Annotated in this window: 19 protein-coding genes; 15 read left to right on the top strand and 4 right to left on the bottom strand. The window is 59.7% G+C overall.

Annotated features, from left to right (window positions below):
- Positions 1 to 500 precede the first annotated feature (500 nt).
- The 9 genes from HMPREF2820_RS07910 (at position 501) to HMPREF2820_RS07870 (ending at position 12,730) form a co-directional block, all read left to right on the top strand.
- Positions 501 to 2,711: a malate synthase G gene (locus HMPREF2820_RS07910; protein WP_048732321.1), complete on the top strand. Its 2,211-nt coding sequence runs from the start codon at positions 501 to 503 to the stop codon at positions 2,709 to 2,711.
- A gap of 258 nt (positions 2,712 to 2,969) precedes the next feature.
- Positions 2,970 to 3,743, top strand: coding sequence for an HAD family hydrolase (locus HMPREF2820_RS07905; RefSeq protein WP_179078196.1), 774 nt, complete (start codon positions 2,970 to 2,972; stop codon positions 3,741 to 3,743).
- A 15-nt stretch (positions 3,744 to 3,758) separates the two neighbouring features.
- The gene (locus HMPREF2820_RS07900) at positions 3,759 to 6,374 is read left to right on the top strand and encodes a glycoside hydrolase family 65 protein (RefSeq protein ID WP_070603571.1); all 2,616 of its coding nucleotides are present in this window, start codon (positions 3,759 to 3,761) and stop codon (positions 6,372 to 6,374) included.
- A 413-nt stretch (positions 6,375 to 6,787) separates the two neighbouring features.
- The gene (locus HMPREF2820_RS07895; protein WP_070603570.1) at positions 6,788 to 7,528 is read left to right on the top strand and encodes a succinate dehydrogenase cytochrome b subunit; all 741 of its coding nucleotides are present in this window, start codon (positions 6,788 to 6,790) and stop codon (positions 7,526 to 7,528) included.
- Between the two features lie 19 nt (positions 7,529 to 7,547).
- Positions 7,548 to 9,566 carry a fumarate reductase/succinate dehydrogenase flavoprotein subunit gene (locus tag HMPREF2820_RS07890; protein ID WP_070603569.1) on the top strand — a complete coding sequence of 673 codons (2,019 nt, stop codon included), beginning with the start codon at positions 7,548 to 7,550 and terminating at the stop codon, positions 9,564 to 9,566.
- Positions 9,566 to 10,315, top strand: coding sequence for a succinate dehydrogenase/fumarate reductase iron-sulfur subunit (locus tag HMPREF2820_RS07885; RefSeq protein ID WP_016421966.1), 750 nt, complete (start codon positions 9,566 to 9,568; stop codon positions 10,313 to 10,315). Before HMPREF2820_RS07890 ends, HMPREF2820_RS07885 begins: the two co-directional genes overlap by 1 nt.
- Before the next feature lie 40 nt (positions 10,316 to 10,355).
- Complete coding sequence (locus tag HMPREF2820_RS07880; RefSeq protein WP_016421967.1) at positions 10,356 to 10,754, top strand: hypothetical protein; 399 nt, start codon at positions 10,356 to 10,358, stop codon at positions 10,752 to 10,754.
- Positions 10,755 to 10,944: 190 nt separating this feature from the next.
- Complete coding sequence (locus HMPREF2820_RS07875; RefSeq protein WP_070429268.1) at positions 10,945 to 12,294, top strand: DUF445 domain-containing protein; 1,350 nt, start codon at positions 10,945 to 10,947, stop codon at positions 12,292 to 12,294.
- Positions 12,295 to 12,373: 79 nt separating this feature from the next.
- Positions 12,374 to 12,730 (top strand): DUF2516 family protein, encoded by a 357-nt coding sequence (locus tag HMPREF2820_RS07870; RefSeq protein WP_016421969.1) that lies wholly within the window; start codon positions 12,374 to 12,376, stop codon positions 12,728 to 12,730.
- A gap of 182 nt (positions 12,731 to 12,912) precedes the next feature.
- On the opposite strand, the gene purU is transcribed toward HMPREF2820_RS07870, so the two are convergent.
- The 3 genes from purU to HMPREF2820_RS07855 all read right to left on the bottom strand — a co-directional run bounded on the left by purU (position 12,913) and on the right by HMPREF2820_RS07855 (position 15,202).
- Positions 12,913 to 13,818, bottom strand: coding sequence for a formyltetrahydrofolate deformylase (purU, locus tag HMPREF2820_RS07865; RefSeq protein ID WP_016421970.1), 906 nt, complete (start codon positions 13,816 to 13,818; stop codon positions 12,913 to 12,915).
- Between the two features lie 17 nt (positions 13,819 to 13,835).
- The gene (locus HMPREF2820_RS07860; protein ID WP_016421971.1) at positions 13,836 to 14,606 is read right to left on the bottom strand and encodes an LmeA family phospholipid-binding protein; all 771 of its coding nucleotides are present in this window, start codon (positions 14,604 to 14,606) and stop codon (positions 13,836 to 13,838) included.
- Positions 14,607 to 14,704: 98 nt separating this feature from the next.
- Positions 14,705 to 15,202 (bottom strand): DUF2505 domain-containing protein, encoded by a 498-nt coding sequence (locus HMPREF2820_RS07855; RefSeq protein WP_048732343.1) that lies wholly within the window; start codon positions 15,200 to 15,202, stop codon positions 14,705 to 14,707.
- An 85-nt stretch (positions 15,203 to 15,287) separates the two neighbouring features.
- Here HMPREF2820_RS07855 and HMPREF2820_RS07850 point away from each other — a divergent pair, with 85 nt between their 5' ends.
- Entirely contained in the window at positions 15,288 to 16,463 is a 1,176-nt protein-coding gene (locus HMPREF2820_RS07850; RefSeq protein WP_070603666.1) for a UDP-N-acetylmuramate dehydrogenase, read from the top strand.
- A 305-nt stretch (positions 16,464 to 16,768) separates the two neighbouring features.
- Here the strand turns inward: HMPREF2820_RS07850 and HMPREF2820_RS07845 are convergent, their stop codons facing one another.
- The gene (locus HMPREF2820_RS07845; RefSeq protein ID WP_083308455.1) at positions 16,769 to 18,604 is read right to left on the bottom strand and encodes a long-chain-fatty-acid--CoA ligase; all 1,836 of its coding nucleotides are present in this window, start codon (positions 18,602 to 18,604) and stop codon (positions 16,769 to 16,771) included.
- A gap of 259 nt (positions 18,605 to 18,863) precedes the next feature.
- Between HMPREF2820_RS07845 and mshA the strand changes: the two genes are divergently transcribed.
- The 5 genes from mshA to HMPREF2820_RS07820 all read left to right on the top strand — a co-directional run bounded on the left by mshA (position 18,864) and on the right by HMPREF2820_RS07820 (position 23,626).
- Positions 18,864 to 20,126, top strand: coding sequence for a D-inositol-3-phosphate glycosyltransferase (gene mshA / locus HMPREF2820_RS07840; RefSeq protein WP_172620248.1), 1,263 nt, complete (start codon positions 18,864 to 18,866; stop codon positions 20,124 to 20,126).
- A gap of 59 nt (positions 20,127 to 20,185) precedes the next feature.
- Positions 20,186 to 20,671 carry a type III secretion system chaperone family protein gene (locus tag HMPREF2820_RS07835; RefSeq protein WP_049172367.1) on the top strand — a complete coding sequence of 162 codons (486 nt, stop codon included), beginning with the start codon at positions 20,186 to 20,188 and terminating at the stop codon, positions 20,669 to 20,671.
- 70 nt (positions 20,672 to 20,741) lie between these two features.
- Complete coding sequence (locus tag HMPREF2820_RS07830; RefSeq protein ID WP_016421977.1) at positions 20,742 to 21,488, top strand: phosphoglyceromutase; 747 nt, start codon at positions 20,742 to 20,744, stop codon at positions 21,486 to 21,488.
- Positions 21,489 to 21,619: 131 nt separating this feature from the next.
- Positions 21,620 to 22,927 (top strand): sensor histidine kinase, encoded by a 1,308-nt coding sequence (locus HMPREF2820_RS07825; protein WP_070603568.1) that lies wholly within the window; start codon positions 21,620 to 21,622, stop codon positions 22,925 to 22,927.
- A gap of 3 nt (positions 22,928 to 22,930) precedes the next feature.
- The gene (locus tag HMPREF2820_RS07820; RefSeq protein ID WP_005510057.1) at positions 22,931 to 23,626 is read left to right on the top strand and encodes a response regulator transcription factor; all 696 of its coding nucleotides are present in this window, start codon (positions 22,931 to 22,933) and stop codon (positions 23,624 to 23,626) included.
- Positions 23,627 to 23,668 lie beyond the last annotated feature (42 nt).

Below are 23,668 nucleotides of genomic sequence, written 5' to 3'. Positions count from 1 at the left end.
TTACACCGTCAGTACCCCGCCGGAGCATCCCTGGGTAGTGGCCAGGGTCTCGGTTGTCATCTCGCTTTTATGGTCTGGTTTGAAGGCGGAGGCTGTAGCGACGTGATTCGTCGCTGGCCGTTGATACGCAGGTCGCAATAGTAAATGTCTGTGAGACGCGACACTTTCCCATTGTGTGTGGTGTTCTGTGGCTGGAGGGAAGAGTGCCGGGGATGCTGCAGTCAATGCGGGTGGGGGAGGGCTGGTTGTGGCGTCAGGATTGAATGCCCGAATGGTCATCGGGGAGGGGGTGGGGTCTGTTCGCAGGGTGCTCGTCGTAAAGCGAATGAAATGGCAAATGTGAGCGGCGCTATACCGGGCTGGCGGTTGGCGGTTATGGAAAAAGACGGTTCATAAGTGCGCCGAATCACATACAGTAGGGGAACAACGCATCCAGTGTGAGCCGCTGACGTGGCCGTGGCTGGATGGGCAAATTGCAATCAATAGTTTTGAGGAGAGCAATGGCACAGCGTATTTCGGCAGGTGGAATGCAGGTCGCGAAGGTTCTTTACGACTTCGTTAATGACACCGCACTCCCCGCCGCCGGCATTGAGGACAAGGACGCGTTCTGGAACGGCTTCGGTGACATTGTCGCTAAGTACACTCCGCGCAACCGCGAGCTGCTGGCCAAGCGCGATGAGCTGCAGGAAAAGCTCGACGCTTGGTACAAGGAACACCCGGGCGAGCAGAATCAGGATGAGTACGTCGCATTCCTGAAGGAAATTGGCTACCTCGTTGACAACCCGGGTGACTTCCAGGTCACTACCGCTAACGTCGACACCGAGATCACTTCCACCGCTGGCCCGCAGCTGGTTGTGCCGGTTCTCAACGCCCGTTTCGCCATCAACGCTGCGAACGCACGCTGGGGCTCGCTTTACGACGCGCTGTACGGCACCAACGCTATTCCTGAAGATGGCGGTGCGGAGAAGGACACCCCGGGCTACAACAAGGTCCGCGGTGACCGCGTTATCGCATGGGGTCGTAACTTCCTGGACAAGGCTCTGCCGCTGGTTGACGGTTCCCACGCGGACGTCACCTCTTACGACATCGTCGACGGTCACCTGCAGGCAACCCTGGAAGGTGGCGCTACCTCCGGTCTGCGCGAGCCGGAGACCCTGGTCGGCTACACCGGTGATAAGGACGCGCCGGAGTCCATTTACTTCAAGCACAACGGTCTGCACATCCAGCTGCTGATTGACCCGGAGTCCCCGGTTGGCAAGACCGACAAGGCTGGCGTCAAGGACATCATCCTGGAAGCCGCTGTCACCAACATCATGGACCTCGAGGACTCTGTCGCCGCAGTTGACGCTGCAGACAAGACCCTGGGTTACACCAACTGGCTGGGCCTGAACGTCGGTGACCTCGCAGTCGAGTTCACCCGTGGCGGCAAGAAGCTGTCCCGTACCATCAACGACGACCGCACCTACACCGCTCTTGACGGTTCCGAGGTCACCCTGCACGGTCGTTCCCTGAACCTGGTCCGTAACGTCGGCCACCTGATGCAGAACCCGGCCATCCTCGACCGCGACGGCGAGGAGATTTTCGAGGGCATCATGGATGCCGTCGTCACCGCTGTGTGTGCAATCCCGGGCCTGGACCAGGACAACGCACGTAAGAACTCCCGTACCGGTTCGATCTACATCGTGAAGCCGAAGCAGCACGGCCCGGATGAGGCTGCATTCACCAACGAGCTGTTCGCAGACGTTGAGAAGCTGCTGGGTCTTCCGCACAACACCCTGAAGGTCGGCCTGATGGACGAGGAGCGTCGTACCTCCGTCAACCTGGACGCCGCCATCAAGGCTGTTTCCGAGCGTGTCGTCTTCATTAACACCGGCTTCATGGACCGCACTGGTGATGAGATCCACACCTCCATCCAGGCTGGTCCGATGTTCCGCAAGGCTGTCCAGAAGACCGCTCCATGGATGCTGGCTTACGAGGACAACAACGTCGACTCCGGTCTGGCACACGGCCTGCAGGGCAAGGCTCAGATTGGTAAGGGCATGTGGGCCATGACCGAGCAGATGGCCGAGCTGCTGGAGCAGAAGATCGGTCAGCCGAAGCAGGGTGCTTCCACCGCATGGGTTCCGTCCCCGACCGGTGGTGTGCTGCACGCTACCCACTACCACGAGGTTGACGTCTTCGGCGTTCAGGACAAGCTGCTTACCGACGGTCGCCGTGACACCTTCGGTGACCTGCTCACCATCCCGGTAGCGGCAGCTAAGGCTGGCGAGCCGGGCGCTGACTGGTCCGATGAGGACAAGGCCAACGAGCTGGACAACAACTGCCAGTCCATCCTGGGCTACGTTATCCGCTGGGTTGAGCAGGGTGTTGGCTGCTCCAAGGTGCCGGACATCAACGATGTTGACCTGATGGAGGACCGCGCTACCCTGCGTATTTCCTCCCAGACTCTGGCTAACTGGCTGCTGCACGGTGTTGTCACCGAGGAACAGATCATCGATTCGCTGGAGCGCATGGCCGAGGTCGTTGACCGCCAGAACGAGGGCGATGAGGCATACCTGCCGATGGCTCCGGACTTCGACAAGTCCATTGGTTTCCAGGCCGCCAAGGAGCTCATCCTCGATGGTGTGAACCAGCCGTCCGGTTACACCGAGCCGATTCTGCACCGCCGTCGCCTGGAGTTCAAGAAGCGCGAGGGCATCGACCAGGATTAATTCTTGGTCGGGCTGCGGCTGCCGAGCCTGAAATAACAAAATAGATATCCATACTGCCGGTGTGTAGGTGGTATTGGCTAACCTCTGATGCCAATACCGCATGCGCGCCGGCAGTTTTGTTTTTGGGGAAGCGCACCATGATTCTCAGATTCGAGATACCCGGGTTCGCAAGCGGGGCAGGGGCAACGTTGCTAGCGTTGATTGGGAAGTTAATTGAGAAAATGCAGTCTGCAACGTCCAAGGAGCTGCGACCCCCCCATGACTAATTCCACGACCGACAGTGCTACCAACCTCGCCAAGGCCAAAGAATTCCTCCATAGCGCGGGCGCAATCCTCTTTGACCTCGACGGAGTGATTACCCCTACCGCCGATGTGCACGAGCAGGCGTGGGCGGACATGTTTAGCGACTACTTCGAGCACAAGGGCGTCTCGGCCTACACAGAGGAGGACTACTTCACCTACCTCGATGGCCGCCGCCGCGATGAGGGCATCGCAGCAATCCTGGAATCTCGCGGCATTTCGCTGCCGCACGGTAGCGATGAGGACACAGCGAAAGACGAGACGATTGTCGGGCTCGGGAAGCGCAAAAATGATGACTTCTTGGCGCGAGTCGAGAGGGGAATTGAGGCCTACCCGGGGTCGGTTGCGCTGCTCGACGAGTTACAGGGCGCGGGGGACTCGTCGGCAAGCGAAAAACCGCAGTTGGCGGTGGTTAGCTCGTCGAAGAACGCGGTGCCGGTGCTGACGGCCGCTGGGCTGCGTGAGCGGTTCGTGGAGATTGTTGACGGCGTGGTGGCGCATGAGAACAACCTGCCGGGTAAGCCAGCCGCCGATACTTTCGTGTACGCGGCGAAGAATCTGGGGGTGGCGCCGCGCGATGCTGTGGTGGTCGAGGATGCCATCAGTGGTGTGCAAGCGGGTGCAGCCGGCGCATTTGGTCTGGTCATTGGTGTTGACCGCGGTGCTGGTGCGGAAGCGCTGCGCCGAGCGGGCGCCGACGTTGTGGTCAGTGACTTGGCGGCACTCGTCTAGGCTGGCTCGTGACAAATGGCTGAGACAAAACCGGAAGGCATCATGGCCAACGATTCGACCACGGCAGCAGTCGACGAGACCGAGCGTGTGATTCCGCAGGGGCAGGGTCACGACGCGGAGACCGCAGAGGCTGAAAAACAGGAGGAGACGGTGTCCTCAGTTCGTCGTAAGCAGCGTCGTAACTTCCCGGCGGATCGTGCGGATAAGCACCACCACCTTGTAAATGCCGAGGGACTCATGGACCGAGACATCACTCCGGTCGATGAGTGGCGTCTGATTGAGACGAAGCCGAACGGCCTCCCGCTCGGTTTGGGCGAGACGCTGTTTGCGCTGTCGAACGGGTACATCGGCATGCGTGGCAACCCGCCGGAGGGCCGTGACTCCAGTGAGCACGGCACTTATATCAACGGTCTGCATGAGACCTGGCCGATTAGGCACGCCGAGGACGCCTACGGCCTAGCCCGTCAGGGGCAGACGATTGCCAATGCTCCGGACGCCAAGGCAATGCGTCTCTACATTGACGATGAGCCCCTGCGTCTCGGCAATGCTGAGGTCAGCGACTACGAACGTAGCCTGGATTTCCGCGAGGGTGTGCTGCGTCGTCGGTTCATTTGGCGCACCCCGGGTGGCAAGCGCGTTCGCGTCACCTCTGAGCGCATGGTGTCTTTCCAGGAAAAGCATGTGGCCGCGATGAGTCTGGAAGTCGAGCTGCTGGATGCGGATGCTGCGGTGATGATTAACTCGCAGATCCTCAACCGCCAGGACGGCGAGGACGAATACCACGATGCCGCTAAGGCGCAGGGCACCGAACTGGATCCCCGTCGCGCCGAGGCGCTGGAAGACCGCGTTCTCATTCCGGCATTTCAGTCGGAATCGGCGCACGGGCAGCGTTCGACGCTGGGCTACCGCTGCGCGAACTCCGGTATGACCGTGGCTACCTCCATGGACCACACCTTTACTGTCCGCACTCCCGACGGCACGGAGCCGTTCGTAGAGATTTCGCAGTCGACCGAGCCGGATGTGGCCAGCTCCCTGTTCAACCTGGATGCGCCAGTCGGCACTGTCATACGCCTGGAGAAGCTGGTCGCGTACCACTCCTCCCGTAAGGTGCGTGCTGAAGAGCTGGCATTCCGCTGTGAACGCACCCTGAACCGCGTCGGTCGCATCGGCATGCTGGGGCTGATGGAGAACCAGGAGGAGTGGCTCGAACGCTTCTGGGAGCGCTCTGACGTGGTCATTTACAATCAGCCGGAGATTCAGCAGGCAGTGCGCTGGAACATTTGGCAGATTATCCAGGCCGCCGCCCGCGCCGAATTCCAAGGCGTCCCAGCCAAGGGAATGACCGGCACCGGCTACGGCGGCCACTACTTCTGGGACACGGAAATCTACGTGACCCCATTCCTTACCTATACGTCGCCGCAATTCTCGCGCAATGCCATGCGTTTCCGCTGGGACATGCTCGAAGCCGCGTGGGCGCGTGCCGACGAACTGGCGCACGACGGTGCCCTCTTCCCGTGGCGCACTATCAATGGTCAGGAGTCCTCGGCCTACTTTGAGGCCGGCACGGCGCAGTACCACATCGATGCGGACATCGTGTACGCGATGATGAAGTACGTCTATGCCTCCGGCGATGAGGAGTTCCTGCTCAAGGAGGGCACGGATCTGCTGCTCGGCACGGCCAGGTTTTGGATGTCACTGGGATTCTTCGATGCCGAACAGCGAGAGTTCCAGATTCACAGCGTCACCGGTCCAGATGAGTACAACACGGTGGTGAACAACAACCTGTACACCAACGTGATGGCGCAGTATAACCTGCGGGTTGCTGCGGACGTCGTCAAGCAGATGAAGCGTGATCGCCCTGCTGCCTATCGCGAACTGACCAACCGCTTCGACCTCACCGAGCGAGAGGTTGAAGAATGGGAGCAGGCTGCTGAGGCGATGTACATCCCGTTCGATGAGAAGCTCGGCATTCACCCTCAGGATGACCAATTCCTACTGCGTAAGCGCTGGAATCTCGACGATCCCGAGGTCGGACCCCTGCGTCCGTTGCTGCTGCATTACCACCCGCTGACGATTTACCGTCACCAGGTCATTAAGCAGGCGGACGTCGTCCTCGCACTGTTCCTCATGGGCAATCGCTTTACGACGGAACAAAAGCGCGCAGACTACATGTATTACGATCCGCTCACCACTGGTGATTCCTCGCTGTCCGCCGTTGTGCAGTCCATTGTTGCGGCCGAGTTGGGCTTGCAGGATCAGGCAATGGACTTCTTCCTACGCGGACTCTATGTGGACCTGGCGAACTTGCATGGCAACGCTGCCGATGGTGTCCACGTCGCATCTGCCGGTGGTGTGTGGCAGTCCCTGGTCTATGGTTTCGGTGGCTTCCGCGATCATGACGGCCGCTACAGTATTGACCCGCGTCTGCCGGAGGACTGGAGTGGTCTGACGTACCGAGTCACTATTCGTGGTTGTCGTATCCGAGTGACGGTGCGCGGCCGCACGGTGGAAGTCGTCCTGGAGGAGGGAGACCACCAGGTTGGGCCGATTATGGTCGCAGGCCATGAGGTGATCATTGGCCCGGAGCCGTTGACCGTGGTGATGGCGAACTCGGATCAGGGCGAGGATTAGTCGGACGGCTTCGGCCGTACCGGTGCCAATGGGGGGGGATTGCCTGTTGGGGGTGGCTGTTTGGGCCTTTGGGGAATTCGGCAGGGGTAAAAATAAAGAATTTCGCAACATAATTATTGAGTATTAAAACCGTCCACCTGAGAAAAGTGGGCGGTTTTTTATTTTCGTGCTATTTATGTTGCGTTATTAGCTGGTTTGGGCAGGTAAAAAATCGGCAAAAGTCGGGGTAGGGGCGTTTTTATGGTGGGGAAGAGGATTTATACAGCGACGACATCAGAAGTGGCTAAAATGCGATAACCTGAGAAAAGGCGGAGAAAAGACCTAGGTAACCTGTGAAAATCCCCACCCAAAAGGGGGAAAAATGTTTACCAGGCGCTGTGTGACTTTAGAGTGAATATGACACTGGAGGTGCCATGACTGTTAAAAGTTCAAACCGTGACGCAATCGCGCACGGCAAAATTAATGTAGAACCGCTGCGCGAGCAGCCTAAATATCCCTCATGGGCTCTGAAGCTGACCATGGCCGTCACTGGCGTGCTGTTTGGCCTCTTCGTTATTGTCCACATGCTGGGTAACCTGAAAATTTTCGCTGGCGCGGAAGACTTCAACGCATACGCGACCTTCCTGCGCACTGTCGGTGCTCCGGCAGTTCCGAACGAGGGCATTTTGTGGGTTTTCCGCATTGTCCTGCTGGTAGCTATTGTCCTGCACATTTTCGGTGGCCTCACCCTGGCTGCACGTGCTAAGCAGTCCCGCGGCAAGTTCCGCCGTCAGGGCATGGTGTCCAGCTGGAACACCTTTACTGCACGTTCGATGGTGATCACCGGCATCGTGCTGCTGGCCTTCATCATCTTCCACCTGCTGGACCTGACCATCGGTGCTGGCGTTGCTCCGTCTTCTTTCGAGCACGGTGAGGCGTACCAGAACGTGATTGCGTCCTTCTCGCGTCCGGGTGTTGTTGTTTGGTACATCATTGCGCAGCTCGCTCTGCTGCTGCACCTGTCCCACGGTCTGTGGACTGCTACTTCCGACCTCGGTATCACCGGTAAGCGCTGGCGCAAGGTTCTGCTGTTCCTGTCCGGCCTGCTGCCGCTGCTGGTTGTTGTCGGCAACATCTTCATCCCAGTCGCCGTCCTGACCGGTCTGGTCTCGTAGGTCGAGGAGGAAATTTACTATGACTAACACTGAAGCAACCGTCGCTGCGGACTTCCGCGCGCCGGAAAGCGTTGTCGACGGGGTCAAGATCGGCAAGGTTCTGTCCGATAACTCCCCGGGTGACAAGGTCTCCATGAAGGACCACTGGCAGTACCAGAAGGATCACGCCAACCTGGTTTCGCCGCTGAACCGTCGTAAGTTCCGCGTCATGGTCGTCGGTACCGGCCTGGCTGGTGGCGCTGCCGCTGCTGCCCTCGGCGAGCTCGGTTACGACGTGCAGGTTTTCACCTACCACGACGCTCCGCGCCGTGCGCACTCCATTGCTGCACAGGGTGGTGTCAACTCCGCTCGCGGTAAGAAGGTCGACAACGACGGCGCTTACCGCCACGTCAAGGACACCGTTAAGGGCGGCGACTACCGCTGCCGCGAGAACGACTGCTGGCGTCTGGCTGTCGAGTCCGTCCGCGTCATCGACCACCTGAATGCAATCGGTGCTCCGTTCGCTCGCGAGTACGGCGGTACCCTGGCAACCCGTTCCTTCGGTGGTGTGCAGGTCTCCCGTACGTACTACACCCGTGGTCAGACGGGTCAGCAGCTGCAGCTGTCGACTACCTCGGCTCTGCAGCGTCAGATTGGTCTCGGCAACGTCGAGATCTTCACCCACAACGAGCTGGTTGACATCATCGTCGCCGACGGCCGTTGCCAGGGTGCCATCATGCGTAACCTCATCAATGGTGAGCTGACCGTTCACACTGCTCACGCAGTTATTCTGGCTACCGGCGGTTACGGCAACGTCTACCACATGTCCACGCTGGCCAAGAACTCCAACGCTTCGGCCATCATGCGTGCATACGACCAGGGTGCTTACTTCGCATCCCCGTCCTTCATCCAGTTCCACCCGACCGGTCTTCCGGTTAACGCGCACTGGCAGTCGAAGACCATTCTGATGTCCGAGTCCCTGCGTAACGACGCACGTATTTGGACCCCGAAGAAGAAGGGCGACGAGCGCCCGGCCAACGACATCCCGGAGGACGAGCGCGACTACTTCCTGGAGCGTCGCTACCCGGCATTCGGTAACCTCGTCCCGCGTGACGTCGCTTCCCGTGCCAACTCTCAGCAGATTAACGCCGGCTACGGTGTTGGCCCGCTGAAGAACTCCGTCTACCTGGATCTGCGTGACGCAATTGAGCGCCTGGGCCAGCCGGTCATCAAGGAACGCTACTCGAACCTGATTCAGATGTACGAAGAGGCAATCGGTGAGGACCCGTACAAGGTTCCGATGCGTATTGCTCCGACCTGCCACTTCACCATGGGTGGTCTGTGGTCTGACTTCAACCAGATGACCTCCATCCCGGGTCTGTTCACCGGTGGCGAGGCATCCTGGACCTACCACGGTGCAAACCGCCTGGGTGCGAACTCCCTGCTGTCCGGTTCGGTCGACGGTTGGTTCACCCTGCCGTTCACCATTCCGAACTACCTTGGCCCACTGCTCGGTACCGACCGCCTGGCTGAGGATGCCCCGGAGGCCAAGGAAGCACTGGACCGCGCTCAGGCTCGCCTGGACAAGCTGATGAGCATCCAGGGTAAGCACGGCGCTGAGTACTTCCACCGCCAGCTCGGTGAGATTCTCTACCGCGACTGTGGTGTGGCCCGTAACAAGGAAGACCTGGCTCGCGGTATCGAGGAGATCCGCGAACTGCGTAAGGCATTCTGGTCTGACCTGTTCATTCCGGGTGAGCCGAACGAGATGAACCAGCAGCTCGAGTACGCTAACCGCGTTGCTGACTACATCGACCTCGGTGAGCTCATGTGTGTCGACGCCCTCGACCGCGATGAGTCCTGCGGTGCTCACTACCGCGATGACCACATCTCCGAAGATGGCGAGGCAGAGCGCGATGACGCTAACTGGTGCTTCGTTTCCGCATGGGAGCGAGGCAACAACGGTCCTGCATGGGATCAGTCCGGTTACGAATTCATTCGCCACGCCGAGCCGCTCACCTTCGAAGCCGTCCCGCTCATGACAAGGAACTACAAGTAATGAAACTGCACCTTGAAATCTGGCGCCAAGCAGGTCCGAACGTCGAGGGACACTTTGAATCCGTTGACGTTGACGACGCCGTCGCAGAGATGTCGATCCTGGAGCTGCTTGACCACGTCAACTCCAAGTACGTCGAGTCCGGCAAGGAGCCGTTCGCGTTCGCATCTGACTGCCGTGAGGGTATCTGTGGTACCTGTGGTCTGAACGTCAACGGTCGTCCGCACGGCCCGGGCCAGAACACCCCGACCTGTCAGCAGCGTCTGCACCAGTTCAGCGATGGTGACACCCTGAAGATCGAGCCGATGCGCTCCGCCGCATACCCGGTCATCAAGGACATGGTCGTTGACCGCTCCGCTCTGGACCGTGTCCTCGAGCAGGGTGGCTACGTCTCCATCAACGCTGGTACCGCTCCGGATGCAGATACTCTGCACCTGAACCACGAGACGGCTGAGTTCGCACTTGACCACGCAGCCTGCATCGGCTGTGGTGCTTGTGTGGCAGCTTGCCCGAACGGTGCTGCACACCTGTTCACCGGCGCAAAGCTGGTTCACCTCTCCCTGGTCCCGCTGGGTAAGGAAGAGCGTGGCAAGCGTGCTCGCAAGATGGTTGACGAGGTCGAAGGCACCTTCGGTCCGTGCTCCCTCTATGGTGAATGTGCTGATGTCTGCCCGGCCGGTATCCCGCTGACTGCGGTTGCCGCCGTTACCAAGGAACGAGCTCGTTCGTTCTTCCGCGGTAAGGACGACTAAACTCTTTCTCGATTAGAGTTTTCCAGAAGGGACATAGATTATGGCGAATGCAGTCAAGCGTTACCAGGGCGAAGAGCACTTCGTCGACGGTTACGTGCCTCAGAGCATGAATGCCGAATACTCCTCGCTTCACAAGAGCATTACCTGGATTGGCATGGGACTCATGCTCGCCTCTCTGGCGGCTTGGGGCACCTTCATTTTCGGTCTCGCAACGACCGTTTTTGCCGACCAGACTGCTGCCTCTCACAGCAACGGTTTCCTGGCTAAGGATGCCGCCAACTACACCGACTACACCGGTGGTTGGAACTTCGACGGCAGCGTGTTCATGTGGGCTGGCCTGGTAGTCGGACTGGTTATGGTTATTGCGGGTCTGGCCTGCATCTCCATCGGTCGTCGTGACTACAAGGCTTACCGAAAGGAATTCGGCACTCACCACTAAAGGCTTGCCCCAGTTTAAAGGGGCTCGCCTCTAGGCGGATGCAACGCTAGCCTTTTGAACTAGCACCTCCACAGTTGATGCCACTGTGCACAGTGCGCTGGGGTAGGGAAGTATTGAGAAGTACCTCTCTCACCAACAGCGGACTGCGGCGCGGTGGCATTTTCGCGTTTTCGGCGCCTAATCTATACACATGGATAACAACCCCGCTAAGCTCCCGGCAGCTGTAGATACGGTCTCGGGCCGTCTCGAAGTTCCCGGGCCATCACCAGAGGTTGAGGCGGAAAAACGTGCGCAACTGCGTAAGGCCAAGGCCTTCGCTACGATGCTGCTGGTCATCGCAACCGCTGTGTATTTCACATGCCGCGGTATTGAGTCTTCACACTTATCCGCAGGCGAAGTTGTGCCCGCGTGGGTGGGCTACGTTCGCGCTGCTTCTGAGGCTGGCATGGTCGGTGCCCTCGCCGACTGGTTCGCAGTCGTAGCCCTGTTCCGCCACCCGCTCGGCATTCCTATCCCACACACCGCTATCGTCCGCCGCAAGAAGGACCAGGTCGGTGAGTCCCTGGCGCAGTTCGTCGGTGATAACTTCCTGAACCCCGCTTTGATTGTGGACAAGGTGCGTAAGGCCGAGATTCCTGAGCGTATCGGCGAATGGCTGGTAGCGCCGGGAAACGCCGACAAAGTGTCCGCAGAGGTCGGTAAGTTCACCGGAAATGTGCTGGAGGCGATTAATCCTGACGATGCCGCCGCAGTGCTGAAGTCAGCAGTCATCGACGAAGTTGCAGCCCCGGAGTGGGGGCCACCAGCGGGTAAGGTTCTCGAGCAGCTCATCGAAGAGGGGCGCACCGAGCCTATTGTCCAGCAGATGGCTGAGTGGCTGCACCGGAAGTCGCTGGGCTCGCAGAATCTTATCGACCGTCTCGTCGGAGAGCGTGCCCCATCCTGGGCGCCGAGCTTTGTCAACGATCTCATCGGCGACAAGGTCTATCGCGAGCTGGTTGATTGGACCTGGCAGGTGCAGCATGACCCTAAGCACGACGCGCGCCTGGCGCTCCACCGCTTCCTCACACAGCTCGCCGTTGATTTGCAGAACGACGAGAAAACCATCGCCAAGGTCGAAGAAATTAAGACTGATATTCTTTCGTCCGCTGCCGTCACACAGGCACCGGCGAAGATTTGGGCATCGACATCCGCAAAGCTTGTCGACGCTGCCCGCGACCCGGACTCCCTGCTCCGTCGGAAGGTCTCGGAAACGGCCGCTCGCTACGGCGAGCGGATCCAGTCCGATCCTGAGTTGCGCAAGCGAATGGATCGCCGTTTGGAAGCGGCTGTCGTCTTCATCGCTGAGAATTACGCGGGCGAGATTACGTCGATCATTTCCGAGACCGTCGAGCGTTGGGATGCCGATGAGGCTTCCGACAAGATTGAGCTGATGGTCGGTCGCGATCTGCAGTTCATTCGCGTTAACGGCACCGTTGTCGGATCACTGGCCGGTTTGGCTATTTACACCCTGTCGACCTTGGTGTTTGGGGCTATTTAGCAGCACAACCCAGCACATCAGACCGTGTGCGTTAGCATGTAAAAAGCAATGCATCCCTGTTAAAGGAGTTGTTCCCCCGGTGCGCCTGTTACCATCTTTGCCCAGTCTTGCGGATTCGCCGCTGATGGCAATTTCCGTCTATGTGGACGTCCTGTTTCAGTTCGCCATTCCGTTTGTCATCGGCATCTTGGCGCTAATCGGTGCGGTGCTTGTCATCACCACCCGCGCGGATGCCTTTGACGCTGCAGACCGCAAGAGCCGCAACGTCTGGGCCGGCATGCTGGTCGGTTCGGCTATCTTCCTGCTCTTGCCGTGGCTGGGCTGGGCAATGCTGGGCATCCCGCTGATTGCCGGACTAGTCATCACGGGTATTTACTGGCTGGATGTTCGCCCACAGATCAAGGACATTTTGTCGAACGCACAGGGCGGGTATTAGTCCCGGGCGGGTGCTAGCCCAGGGCGGGTGTTAGCCCGCACAACTGAGAAAGTGTCTGGGTTTATGACAGTTTCTGGGTGAAAAACCCGGTTATTTTGTCATAAACCCAGACACTTTCTTTCTGGGGGAGGGGATAGGGATAGGTCTGGCTCCCCGAAAACCTACTGGAACACCACGGTAATCTACTGGAACACCACGGTGCGGTTGCCGTAGACCTGCACACGGTCCTCCAGGTGCCAGCGCAAACCGCGGGCGAGGACCTGCTTCTCCGCATCGCGACCCTCACGCTGCATGTCCGCAGCGGTGTACTTGTGGGAGACACGCATGACGTCCTGCTCAATAATCGGGCCGTCGTCGAGGTCCTCAGTGGCGTAGTGGCAGGTGGCACCGATGAGCTTCACACCACGTCGATAAGCCTGCAGGTACGGGCGCGCGCCCATGAACGACGGCAGGAAGCTGTGGTGGATATTGATTGCGCGGCCTTCCCACTTCTCGCACAGATCCGGCGGCAGAATCTGCATGAAACGTGCGAGCACGATGGCATCCGGGTTTTCGGCATCGACAATCTCGGCGACCTCATCGAATGCCTTACGCTTGCCGACGGCATCCTTGGGGAAGGGCACGTGGTGGAAGGGAATGTCATACGCTGCGACCAGTGGCTCCAGATCGCGGTGGTTACCAATTACTGCAGCGATTTCCATCGGATAGTCGGACTGTGCGACGCGGCCGAGCAGATCCTGCAGGCAGTGGCCTTCCTTGGTCACCAGGATGACAGCGCGCTTCGGGACAGCGTTGTCGGTGACCTTCCAGCGGACCTCAGGGCCCCAATCACCGACGAGCTCAGCGAACTTCTCGCGCAGCTCTTCTACCGTCAGGTCGAGAGCGTCGGCGCGGACCGCCTGGCGAGTGAAAAACCATCCGGTCTCCGGGTCGGAGAAGAAGTCCGCCTCGGTAATCCATGCACCAATGTCGGACAGGAAGGTCGACAGGGTGGAAACGATACCGGTACGGTCTGGACAGCCGAGCGAGAAGATGTACTGGCGCTCGGTGGGAGTACCGCTATTTGCGGTGATGAGAGAGCGAGTCATTCTCGGTATCTTACCTGCTAGCTAAAGGTAAGTTCGCTCACGGTCGACAAAGGCAGATTTGCGCCCGTCAGCGTCAACGCCAGGCCCTCCCCTGTGACGTGTGCTTCCTCCACCTGCATACCGTGGCCGATGTCGTAGCTCAACAGCGTACCGCTCGCTTCTCCCAGCCAGCCGGCCAGGCCATCGAGGTTTAAGCCGAGGATTGAGCCGCCCTCCAAGTTGATTTCGATATGACCGCCGTTGGCAATCGGGCGGAACTTGGAGGTCGCAAATCCGGAGGCGAATTCAATGTTGAACAGGCCTTCGTCCGGCAACGGCGTGATTGTGGAAGCGCGTACACCGCTTTCCCGGTTAATTAGCGCCTGCAGCAGTTGAGGTGGGATTGTGACGTCTACTCGCAGCGACTCTGCGGTCGGATCCGCACGATTGCTCAGATCCACGTTTTCCAGGTGCACTTCCGCTGCCGGGTCACCGTTGATCTCCGGTGCGCCACCCAGCGCCTCCGGGTTCTTGACCTCCAGTGTGTTCGGAGTGGACAGATCCATCGAGGGCACTGACTTGGTGGCCAAGGCGAGCAGCATCGGGCGGGTGCCGAAAGAAACCTTGGGGTCTTCAGTGACCGTCGCACCACGCTCTTCGGCGGAGGTGCGGTAGCCGTCGGAAATCTCCTTGCTCACGAACATCCGGACGCCGATTTCGCCGGCAATCGCAATGAGTGCCACCACGATGATGACACCGAGGACGGTGGGCAGGACTTTGACGCTCGACGAGCGTTTAGCAGAACTCATGGTTCCCAGTCTTGCTTAACGACGGCTCCGTCGCTACCACTTATCTTCGCCCGGTATCCGTCCCCTCGGTGTCGCCCCGGAGTGCCCCGCTGCGCAACCTACTTAGCGACGTAGTCCGCCAGCACAGCGGTCTCAGCGTTGAGGACGCGTTCCAGGTACGGAGCTGCCTTCTCTTCGAGCTTGCCACCGAGCAGCGGCACGTTGATGGCGAACTCGGAGTTGGTGGTCAGCACGGAACCTTCACCCTGGGCGGTGAGCTTCTGGGACGCACTGAAAGACGCCGGTACGCCCGAAGCTTCTGTGGTCACGGTAGAGGTCGCGCCGTCGTCGTTAAGCGGGCTGATGACGAACGTGCGCGTCATGCCGACCCCGGACTTGACGAACTTCTGCGCCTGCGCCGGAATCTTGTCAGCAGAGACGGTCTGGCGAATCACGACGGTCGTGCCAGCATCGGTGGTCTCGAACTTTTCCACCTTGCCGTCAGCTGCCGAGAAACGGTTTGCGACCTTCTCCCAGAAACCGGCGTCGGTGAGGGCCTCGTAAACCTTCTCAATCGGCTGGTCGAAGTTGACGGTGTGCGTGTTAGTCGTAGTCATGCGCTTGATGATACGTAATTTGCACTACGCTAGGGGCGTGGAAAATCTCGACCAATCGCCGAACCCAATTCACCTGACCTCCGACATGGAAGAAGCCATCGATGGGCTTGCGGGGCTAGAGGGGGTGGAGCTCAGCACGCATACCGCTTTCGCAGATTTGACGACGCTCCGCCTCGGCGGGATGCCGCGTGCCGTCGTCCGGTGTAGCACGACGGACGCTGTGGTCGATGTTGTACGCGCGCTTGACGACGCTAACGTGCCCCTCCTCATCGTGGGAGGCGGATCCAACCTGGTGGTAGCCGATGAACTCGAGCCGCTGGTGGCCGTGGTGATCGAGGCCGACAACGTGACCATGAGCACTCGCGGACACGGGCTGGAGTCCGTGTCGGCAATCGTGGAGGCCGAGGCCGGTGCGGTCTGGGACGAGGTCGTGGAGATGAGTGTCGACGCAGGTTTTGGCGGCCTTGAATGCCTGTCGGGTATTCCGGGATCGGCCGGAGCCACTCCGGTGCAAAACGTGGGCGCCTACGGTGCTGAGGTGTCGCAGGTCCTGGACGCGGTGCAGCTTTACGACCGCGCAACCGGCTCGGTCGAGTGGGTGGAACCGGAGTCTCTCGACCTTTCCTACCGCTACTCGAACCTGAAGTTCACCGCACGGGCAGTGGTGCTGGCCGTGCGGTTCGAGCTCAGTGTGGATGGCATGTCCGTGCCACTTCGCTATGGCGAACTGGCGCGGCGCCTGGGCGTCGACGAGGCCGAGGCTGCGGCTGGCGAGATTCGCAGGCCGGCTGAGTTGGTGCGTGAAAAGGTGCTTGAGCTGCGCCGGAGCAAGGGCATGGTGCTCGAAGATGCTGACCGCGATACCTGGTCCGCGGGTTCTTTCTTTACCAACCCGATCATTCCGGAGAACTCGGTGGAGGCTGTGCGTGCAAAGGTTGCCGCGCTGCGTGGGGCCGATGAGGCCGCGAATATGCCCGCATTCCCCGCTGGCCCCGGCCACGAGGGAGCCGTGAAGCTCTCGGCGGCGTGGCTTATCGAGCGCGCCGGGTTCCCCAAGGGCTACCCCGGTGACGGTGCGCCCGCGCGACTGTCGACTAAGCACACTCTTGCCCTGACCAACCGCGGGGAGTCCGGCGATGGTACGCCTACGACCGCCGCCGACTTGGTGGCTTTAGCGCGCGATGTGCGCGCTGGTGTGGAAAAGGCCTTCGGCGTGACCCTGGTGCCCGAGCCGGTGTGGGTCGGCGTGAGCATCGATTAGGCCCGCGGCGGGTGGCTGATGGCCAGTGGGGGCGGACTGGAGAGGCTAGCGTGCCTGATGGGACTAACGGGGGTGCTGGGGCTGATAGAACCGCCGGGTAGTCCTCAGTTTGCGCTCCCGGGCCTTCTCCCAATGGCGGGGATAGAGAAAGTGACTAGGTTTATGACATGTGAATAGTATTCACCCTTAGTTTTTTGTCATAAACCTAGTCACTAAGTCTGGGGGGGGGGGAGCCGGGGTCCGCCTTAAAGGGATAGGAGCCCGCTCTACTCAGGCCCCTATCCCAACTACAAAACCACCGTGAACTAATGGGACTTGCGGTGGGAAAGCGAATCGACGCTCTGGCCCTTCTGCTCCAGCTGTGTGAGCAGCACGTCGCGGACATCGCGGCGGCGGACCTTGCCCATCTGGTCGCGAGGAAGTTCCTCCAGGTGGAAGAATGCGCGCGGCACCTTGTACCGGGTCAGGTTGTCGTAGCAGTGGTCGCGGTAGGCGTCGGAATCCAGTCGGGCGTAGTCAGCAAGGGTGATCGCGGCCACGACCATCTCGGAGCCGTCACTCTTCGGCAGGCCGACGACCGTGGCATCGGTGATGTCCGGGTGAGAGAGCAGTACTTCCTCGACCTCGGCCGGGTAGACATTGAAGCCACCGGTGATGATGACCTCCTTGATGCGGGCAACCAGCTTGATGAAGCCGTCCGACTCCATGACTCCGACATCGCCGGTGCGGTACCAACGGTCGCCAGCGGGAAGCTCAGCAGGCCCATCGGTGAAGGACTTCTCCGTTGCCTCCGGGAGGTTGAGATAACCGGCGAAAACCTGTGGGCCTCGGACGATGACCTCGCCCTCCTCGCCGTCAGCGCGGAGTTTGGTGGGATTTTCGGGGTCAACGATGGCAACCTCGGTGTCGGGGAATGGCAGGCCAACGTAGCCCGGGCGGCGGTTGCCGTCCATCGGGTTGCCGACGATAATCGGTGACGTTTCGGTGAGGCCGTAGCCTTCGACAAGGCGCCCGCCAGTGAGTTTCTCCCACTTCTGTACAAGGGAAACCGGCAGGGTAGCGGCGCCACAGAAGGCAAACTTTACCCCGGAGAGATCGACATTATCGCGCTCGGCTGCTTCGACAATCTTCTCGTAGAGAGTCGGCACACCAGGCACCCATGTCGGGCGATTGTTCTTCATCACCTTCATAATCAGCGGAATCTCCGGTGCCGGCACCAGCACCAGTTCAGCGCCAATCAGCATGGACAAGTTGGTGACAATGGTCAGGCCGTAGGCATGGAACATTGGCAGGATGCCGAGGGAGATTTCCCGCTCCTTGCCAAGGCCCGGCACCCAGGCCTTACCCTGCAGAATGTTCGCTACCAACCCCTGGTGACTCAACTGTGCGCCCTTTGGCGAGCCCGTGGTGCCAGAGGTGTACATCATCACTGCAGTGTCATCGGCAGTGATGGATTCATCGGCCTGGAGGTCGTGGCCATCTCCGCCGACGGCGTCGTGAAGCAAAGCGTCAAAACCCATGACCTGCGGTGCGGAGGAGTGCAGCTTAGCGCGGGCGGCGCGGAGCTTCGGCAGCGGGATCGACAGGGCGGTGCGCATGACAAACGGCAGGTCCTGCAGCATATTGACCGCGATGATGGTCTCGAGCGGGGTGTTGTTGCGGAGGTCTTCAAGTACGGGGACGATCTTGTCCCAGCAGATGGCAAAGCGGGCGCCGTGGTCGTTGAATGGGTGGCGCAGTTCGTGGGCGGTGTAGAGGGGGTTGTGCTCTACGGCAACAGCGCCGAGGTGCAGAACTGCCCAGTAGGCGATGACGTGCTGCGGGCAGTTCGGCATGAGCAGTGCCACGCGATCGCCTTTGCGTACGCCAAGTGCGCGCAGGCCGGCGGCAACGCTGCGAACCTTGGCATCCAGCTCCGCATACGAGGTGGAGCGACCGAAGAAGGTCAGTGCCTTGCGGCGCGGGTGGTTGCTCAGAGTGTGGCGGTAGACGTCTAGGAGGGTGTCGAAGTTGTAGTCGATGTGGGGTGGGGTCCACTCCGGATACAAGTTCAGCCAGGCCTTGGAAACCGCAGCGTTGGGTGCGGAACCGTGAGCTGGGGCAGAGTCATTTGCAGCGTGTGAGCTGGATGTATCGGCCATGGGGTCCTCCTAAATTTTTGTTTAGCACCTGAATATGTCGTGAGGTGATAATAACCTACGACGTAGTAGGTATCGACCTCTATTGTGCCGTACGTCGCACTGCGATGCCGGAATTCCGATACACGTATTTGAGGTACTCATTTGCGGGGTTGCCCCTGGCGTAGGCACTCTGGGCAGTATGAGCGAAACATTTCCGGCGGCAACGGCGGGCGCAGACGCAGCCACCTCTAACACCCCGGCGTGGCCGAACCGCATCGCGATGATCTCCATGCACACCTCTCCGCTGGAGCAACCGGGCATCGGTGACGCTGGTGGCATGAATGTCTACGTGCTGCGCACCTGCGAGGAGCTGGCACGACGCGGTGTGAAGGTGGATGTTTTCACCCGCGCCACGCGTTCCAGCGATGGGCCGGTGATTCAGGTCAGTGAGAACTTCCGCGTCATCAACATTGTGGCTGGTCCCTATGAGGGGTTAGAGAAGTCAGACCTGGCTACGCAGATGCCGGCCTTTGCCGGTGGGGTCATTGAATTCGCCCGCAAACAGGGGATTGAATACGACCTGATCCATTCGCACTACTGGCTCTCTGGCCAGGTGGGGTGGCTGCTGTCGGATTTGCTTGACATTCCGTTTGTGCACACGGCGCACACGCTGGCGGCAGTGAAGAATCTCCATCTGGCGGAGGGAGATACGCCGGAGCCGGAGTCTCGGCGTATCTGTGAGCAGCAGATTGTGGACAATGCGTGCCGGCTCATCGTCAACACCGATGCCGAGGCTAAGCAGCTCGCGGATCTCCACGATGCCGACCCGTGGCGCATCAATGTCGTGCCGCCCGGGGTGGACGTGGAGCTCTTTTCGCCGGGCAGTGATCGTGCCACCGAGCGGTCCCGTCGTGAGCTGGGCATCCCGTTGCACACTAAGGTCATTTTGTTCGTCGGTAGGCTGCAGCGGCTGAAAGGCCCGCAGGTATTGCTGCGGGGTGTCGGTGAGCTCATGCGTCGCCATCCCGCCACTAATGTCCGAGTGATTATCTGCGGTGGCCTGTCCGGTTCTGGGCTGCACGCGCCCGACGAATTCACCAATCTCGCCGCGGAAGAGGGGATTGATCACCTAGTCCGGTTCATGCCCCCGCGCCCGCCGCAGGATCTGGCGAAGCTCTACCAGGCCGCAGATATTGTCGCCGTGCCCAGTTACAACGAAACTTTCGGGTTGGTGGCGATGGAGGCTCAAGCCACCGGAACTCCCGTCGTCGCGGCGAATGTCGGCGGACTCTCCATCGCTGTCGACGATGGGGTCAGCGGTTTGCTTGTCGACGGTCACGAGCCCGCAGCCTGGGCCGATGCCCTCGGTCGCCTGGTGGAGGACGACGAGCTACGCATTAAATTGGCCACCCAGGCGCGTGAGCACTCCTTGGAGTTTTCCTGGCAAAAGACCGTGGATCGGTTGGCCGATGTCTATCATCGAACCGAACTCCAAAAGGAAAATTGTCCCGGCTCTATCCGGGATGCGGGCGGCTCCCGGTAGGTTTCGTTAGCTTCAGTACCGCCAGAGCCGTAGCCACAAAAGCAGGGAGATGATTCACGATGAGCACGGACATCCAAGTACAGCTGAAATCCCTCGGTGAGCAGCTGGAACGCCTCGGTGTCGAGCATGGTATTGCAGACAATGCCGCCGTGGTGGTCCTGCCTGGTAAGAAGAAGCTCAAGACTGTCGTCGGCCTCATCCCGGCACCGGACTCCCTGCGTGTTGAAGCCTTCGTCTGTCGCGCGGTCGAAGAAAACCACGAGGCCGTTTACAAGTGGTTGCTGCAGCGCAACCGCCGCCTGTTCGGCATCGGTTACACCATCGACGCCGCCGGCGACATCTACCTGGTCGGTCAACTGCCGGCTGAGCTTTCCGACGATGACCTCGACCGCCTCCTCGGTCAGCTGCTCGAGACGGCCGATGGGGACTTCAACCAGATCCTCGAACGCGGCTTTGCATCGGCAATTAAGCGCGAGTGGGAGTGGCGGGTTGACCGTGGGGAAAACCTGGCCAATCTGGAGCAGTTCCGCCACATGGTTGAGTAGCCGGGGGTAGCAACCCACATAGCGGGGCAACGAACGGCGGGCTTTCCCGTTTTGGGGCACAATTAGGGGTATGAGCAATGGAAAACTGATTCTTGTCCGTCATGGCCAGAGTGAGTGGAACGCATCCAACCAGTTCACGGGCTGGGTCGACGTTGCACTGACCGACAAGGGCCGCGCTGAGGCAGTACGTGCCGGTGAGATGCTCGTAGAGGCAGGCCTGAAGCCGCAGGTTCTCTACACGTCGCTGCTGCGTCGCGCAATTAACACCGCACACATTGCCCTGGATACCGCTGACCTGTTGTGGATTCCGGTTATCCGTGACTGGCGTCTGAACGAGCGCCACTACGGTGCTCTGCAGGGTCTGAACAAGGCAGAGACCAAGGAGAAGTACGGCGAGGACCAGTTCATGTCCTGGCGTCGCTCCTACGACACTCCGCCGCCGGAGCTGTCGGATGACAGCGAGTTCTCGCAGGCTAATGACCCGCGTTACGCCAACCTGGATGAGGTTCCGCGCACGGAGTGCCTCCTGGACGTCGTCAAGCGTTTCATTCCTTACTTTGAAGAGGAAATCCTGCCGCGTCTGAAGGCCGGTGAGACTGTCATGGTGGCAGCTCACGGTAACTCCCTGCGTGCACTGGTCAAGCACCTGGACAACATCTCGGACGAGGACATTGCCGCTCTGAACATCCCGACCGGTATCCCGCTGGTTTACGACTTTGATGCTGAGGGCAAGGTTTTGAACCCGGGTGGCACCTACCTGGATCCGGAAGCTGCAGCTGCAGGTGCTGCTGCTGTTGCCGCTCAGGGCAACAAGTAAATATGTAGGTGTTTGATAGGCCGATAAGGGGCGCAGCCAAGTGAGGCTGTGCTCCTTGGTCTATTTAGAGCTAGCTAGCGCAATGATTTTTCAGCGCGCGCGGACTGTGAAAAGAGCTTAGGGTAAGACCCGTGTCAAAAATCATTATCGCCGCTCTATTAGGTGCTGCGGTTATGGCAGCTGTGCTGATTCTTGGTGGAGTTGTCTCGGGTGCCTATAACGCCGCTCGGCGTCAGAAGAGCGACGAGGAAAGTTCAATAACCACCATGGCGCAGGTCATGCACCTGGCCATTCAGAAGTCTCCGACGGGTGTGGTGGTCGTTGACATCTCACGTGATTTGATTTTGTCGAACTCCATGGCGCACAAGTTGGGGCTGGTCTATGAGCGCCGCCTCAATGACGTGGGCTGGGAAGCTGCGCTCAGGGTCTTTGACTCGCAGGAGGACCAGGAGCTGACACTCGTGCTGCCGTCGCGCCGGGCGGGGGCGCCGGACACAATTGTCCGCTGTCAGCTAACTCCGTTGTCACTGGTGGACGACCGTTTTGTGGTGATTTATGCGGCGGATGTCTCCGAACAGGCCCGTATGGAGGCCGCGCGACGTGACTTTGTGGCTAACGTTTCCCACGAGCTCAAGACGCCGGTAGGTGCCATCAGTCTCTTGGTCGAGGCGCTGAATGAAGCTACCGACGACCCGGTTGCCGTGCGTCACTTTAGTGAGAGCCTGACGCAGGAGTCTAAGCGGATGTCGACCATGATTACGGAGCTCATCTCGCTGTCGAAGCTGCAGGGGGCAGAGCCGCTGCCGGACATGTCTCCCGTGAAGGTTGAAGAGATTGTCCAGGGAGCTGTGCGTCGTAACCAGATGCTCTCTGAGCAGGCGGGTATTGAAATCACCGTTGACTGTGAACCGGATTTGGTGGTTGAAGGTGAACGCAGCCTGCTGATCACCGCAGTGTCCAACCTGATTTCAAATGCGATCAACTACTCGCCAGAGGCCACGCCAGTATCTGTGACTGCGGTCAAGGAGGATAACGACACCGTCGCTATCCGCGTCACTGACCGCGGTATCGGCATTTCCCAGGCGAATCAGAAGCGTATCTTCGAGCGCTTCTTCCGTGCGGATAAGGCACGCTCGCGGGCGACAGGCGGTACCGGTCTGGGCTTGGCAATTGTTAAGCACGTTGCAGCGAATCACAAGGGAACCGTCAAGCTGTGGAGTCGGCTGGGCACCGGATCGACCTTCACCATTGAGCTCCCGCTGATGGAAAAGAACGGTTCCACGTCGAATGATGGCGATGTATCTGCACGTTTGCCAATCGGCCACACCCCGCCTGCGGGTAAAATTGCGGCTAAGAAAAACGCGCAGCGAGGTACGGGCAAAACCCGTGGCAAGGATAAGGATTCCCAGAACAAGGATTCCAAGGAAGGAATGAACTAATCCGTGACTGAGGTACTTATTGTCGAAGACGAGACGGCTTTGGCGGAGCCGCTTGCGTTTCTGCTGCAGCGCGAAGGATTCGAGGTGCGGATGGCCGCTGACGGCCAGGAAGCACTTGCAGAATTCTCCAAGGCAGAACCGGACATTGTGCTGCTGGACCTCATGCTGCCAGGTATGAGTGGCACCGAGGTCTGCAAAAACATCCGCTTAAAGTCCTCTGTCCCAGTGATTATGGTCACCGCCCGTGACACTGAGATTGACAAGGTCGTCGGCCTCGAAATTGGTGCGGATGACTATGTGACCAAGCCGTATTCCTCCCGCGAGCTTATTGCCCGTATCCGCGCTGTGCTGCGCCGCGGTCGTCACGACGACTCCGACGATGTCGAGGATCTCTACGAGGAGGTCTTGCGCGGCGGCCCGGTCGTGCTGGACGTCGAGCGCCACGTAGTCACCGTTGACGGTGATGATGTCGCAATGCCGCTCAAGGAATTCGACCTGCTGGAGTACTTGCTGCGCAACCGTGGTCGTGTGCTCACCCGTGGCCAGCTCATCGACCGCGTCTGGGGCTCCGACTACGTCGGCGACACCAAGACGCTGGACGTACACATCAAGCGCCTGCGCTCCAAGATTGAGCGCAATCCTTCCTCGCCAGAATTCCTGGTCACCGTTCGCGGCTTGGGTTACAAGTTCGAGGACTAGCTCAGCAGACTGCTGCCGACGATCTCCGCCGGCGGTCTGAGA

Origin of the sequence: Corynebacterium sp. HMSC064E08 (assembly GCF_001811805.1) — a bacterium.
Lineage (GTDB): Bacteria > Actinomycetota > Actinomycetes > Mycobacteriales > Mycobacteriaceae > Corynebacterium > Corynebacterium jeikeium_D.
The sequence above is the reverse complement of the archived record's forward strand: the minus strand, read 5'-3'. Positions and strand labels throughout refer to the sequence as shown.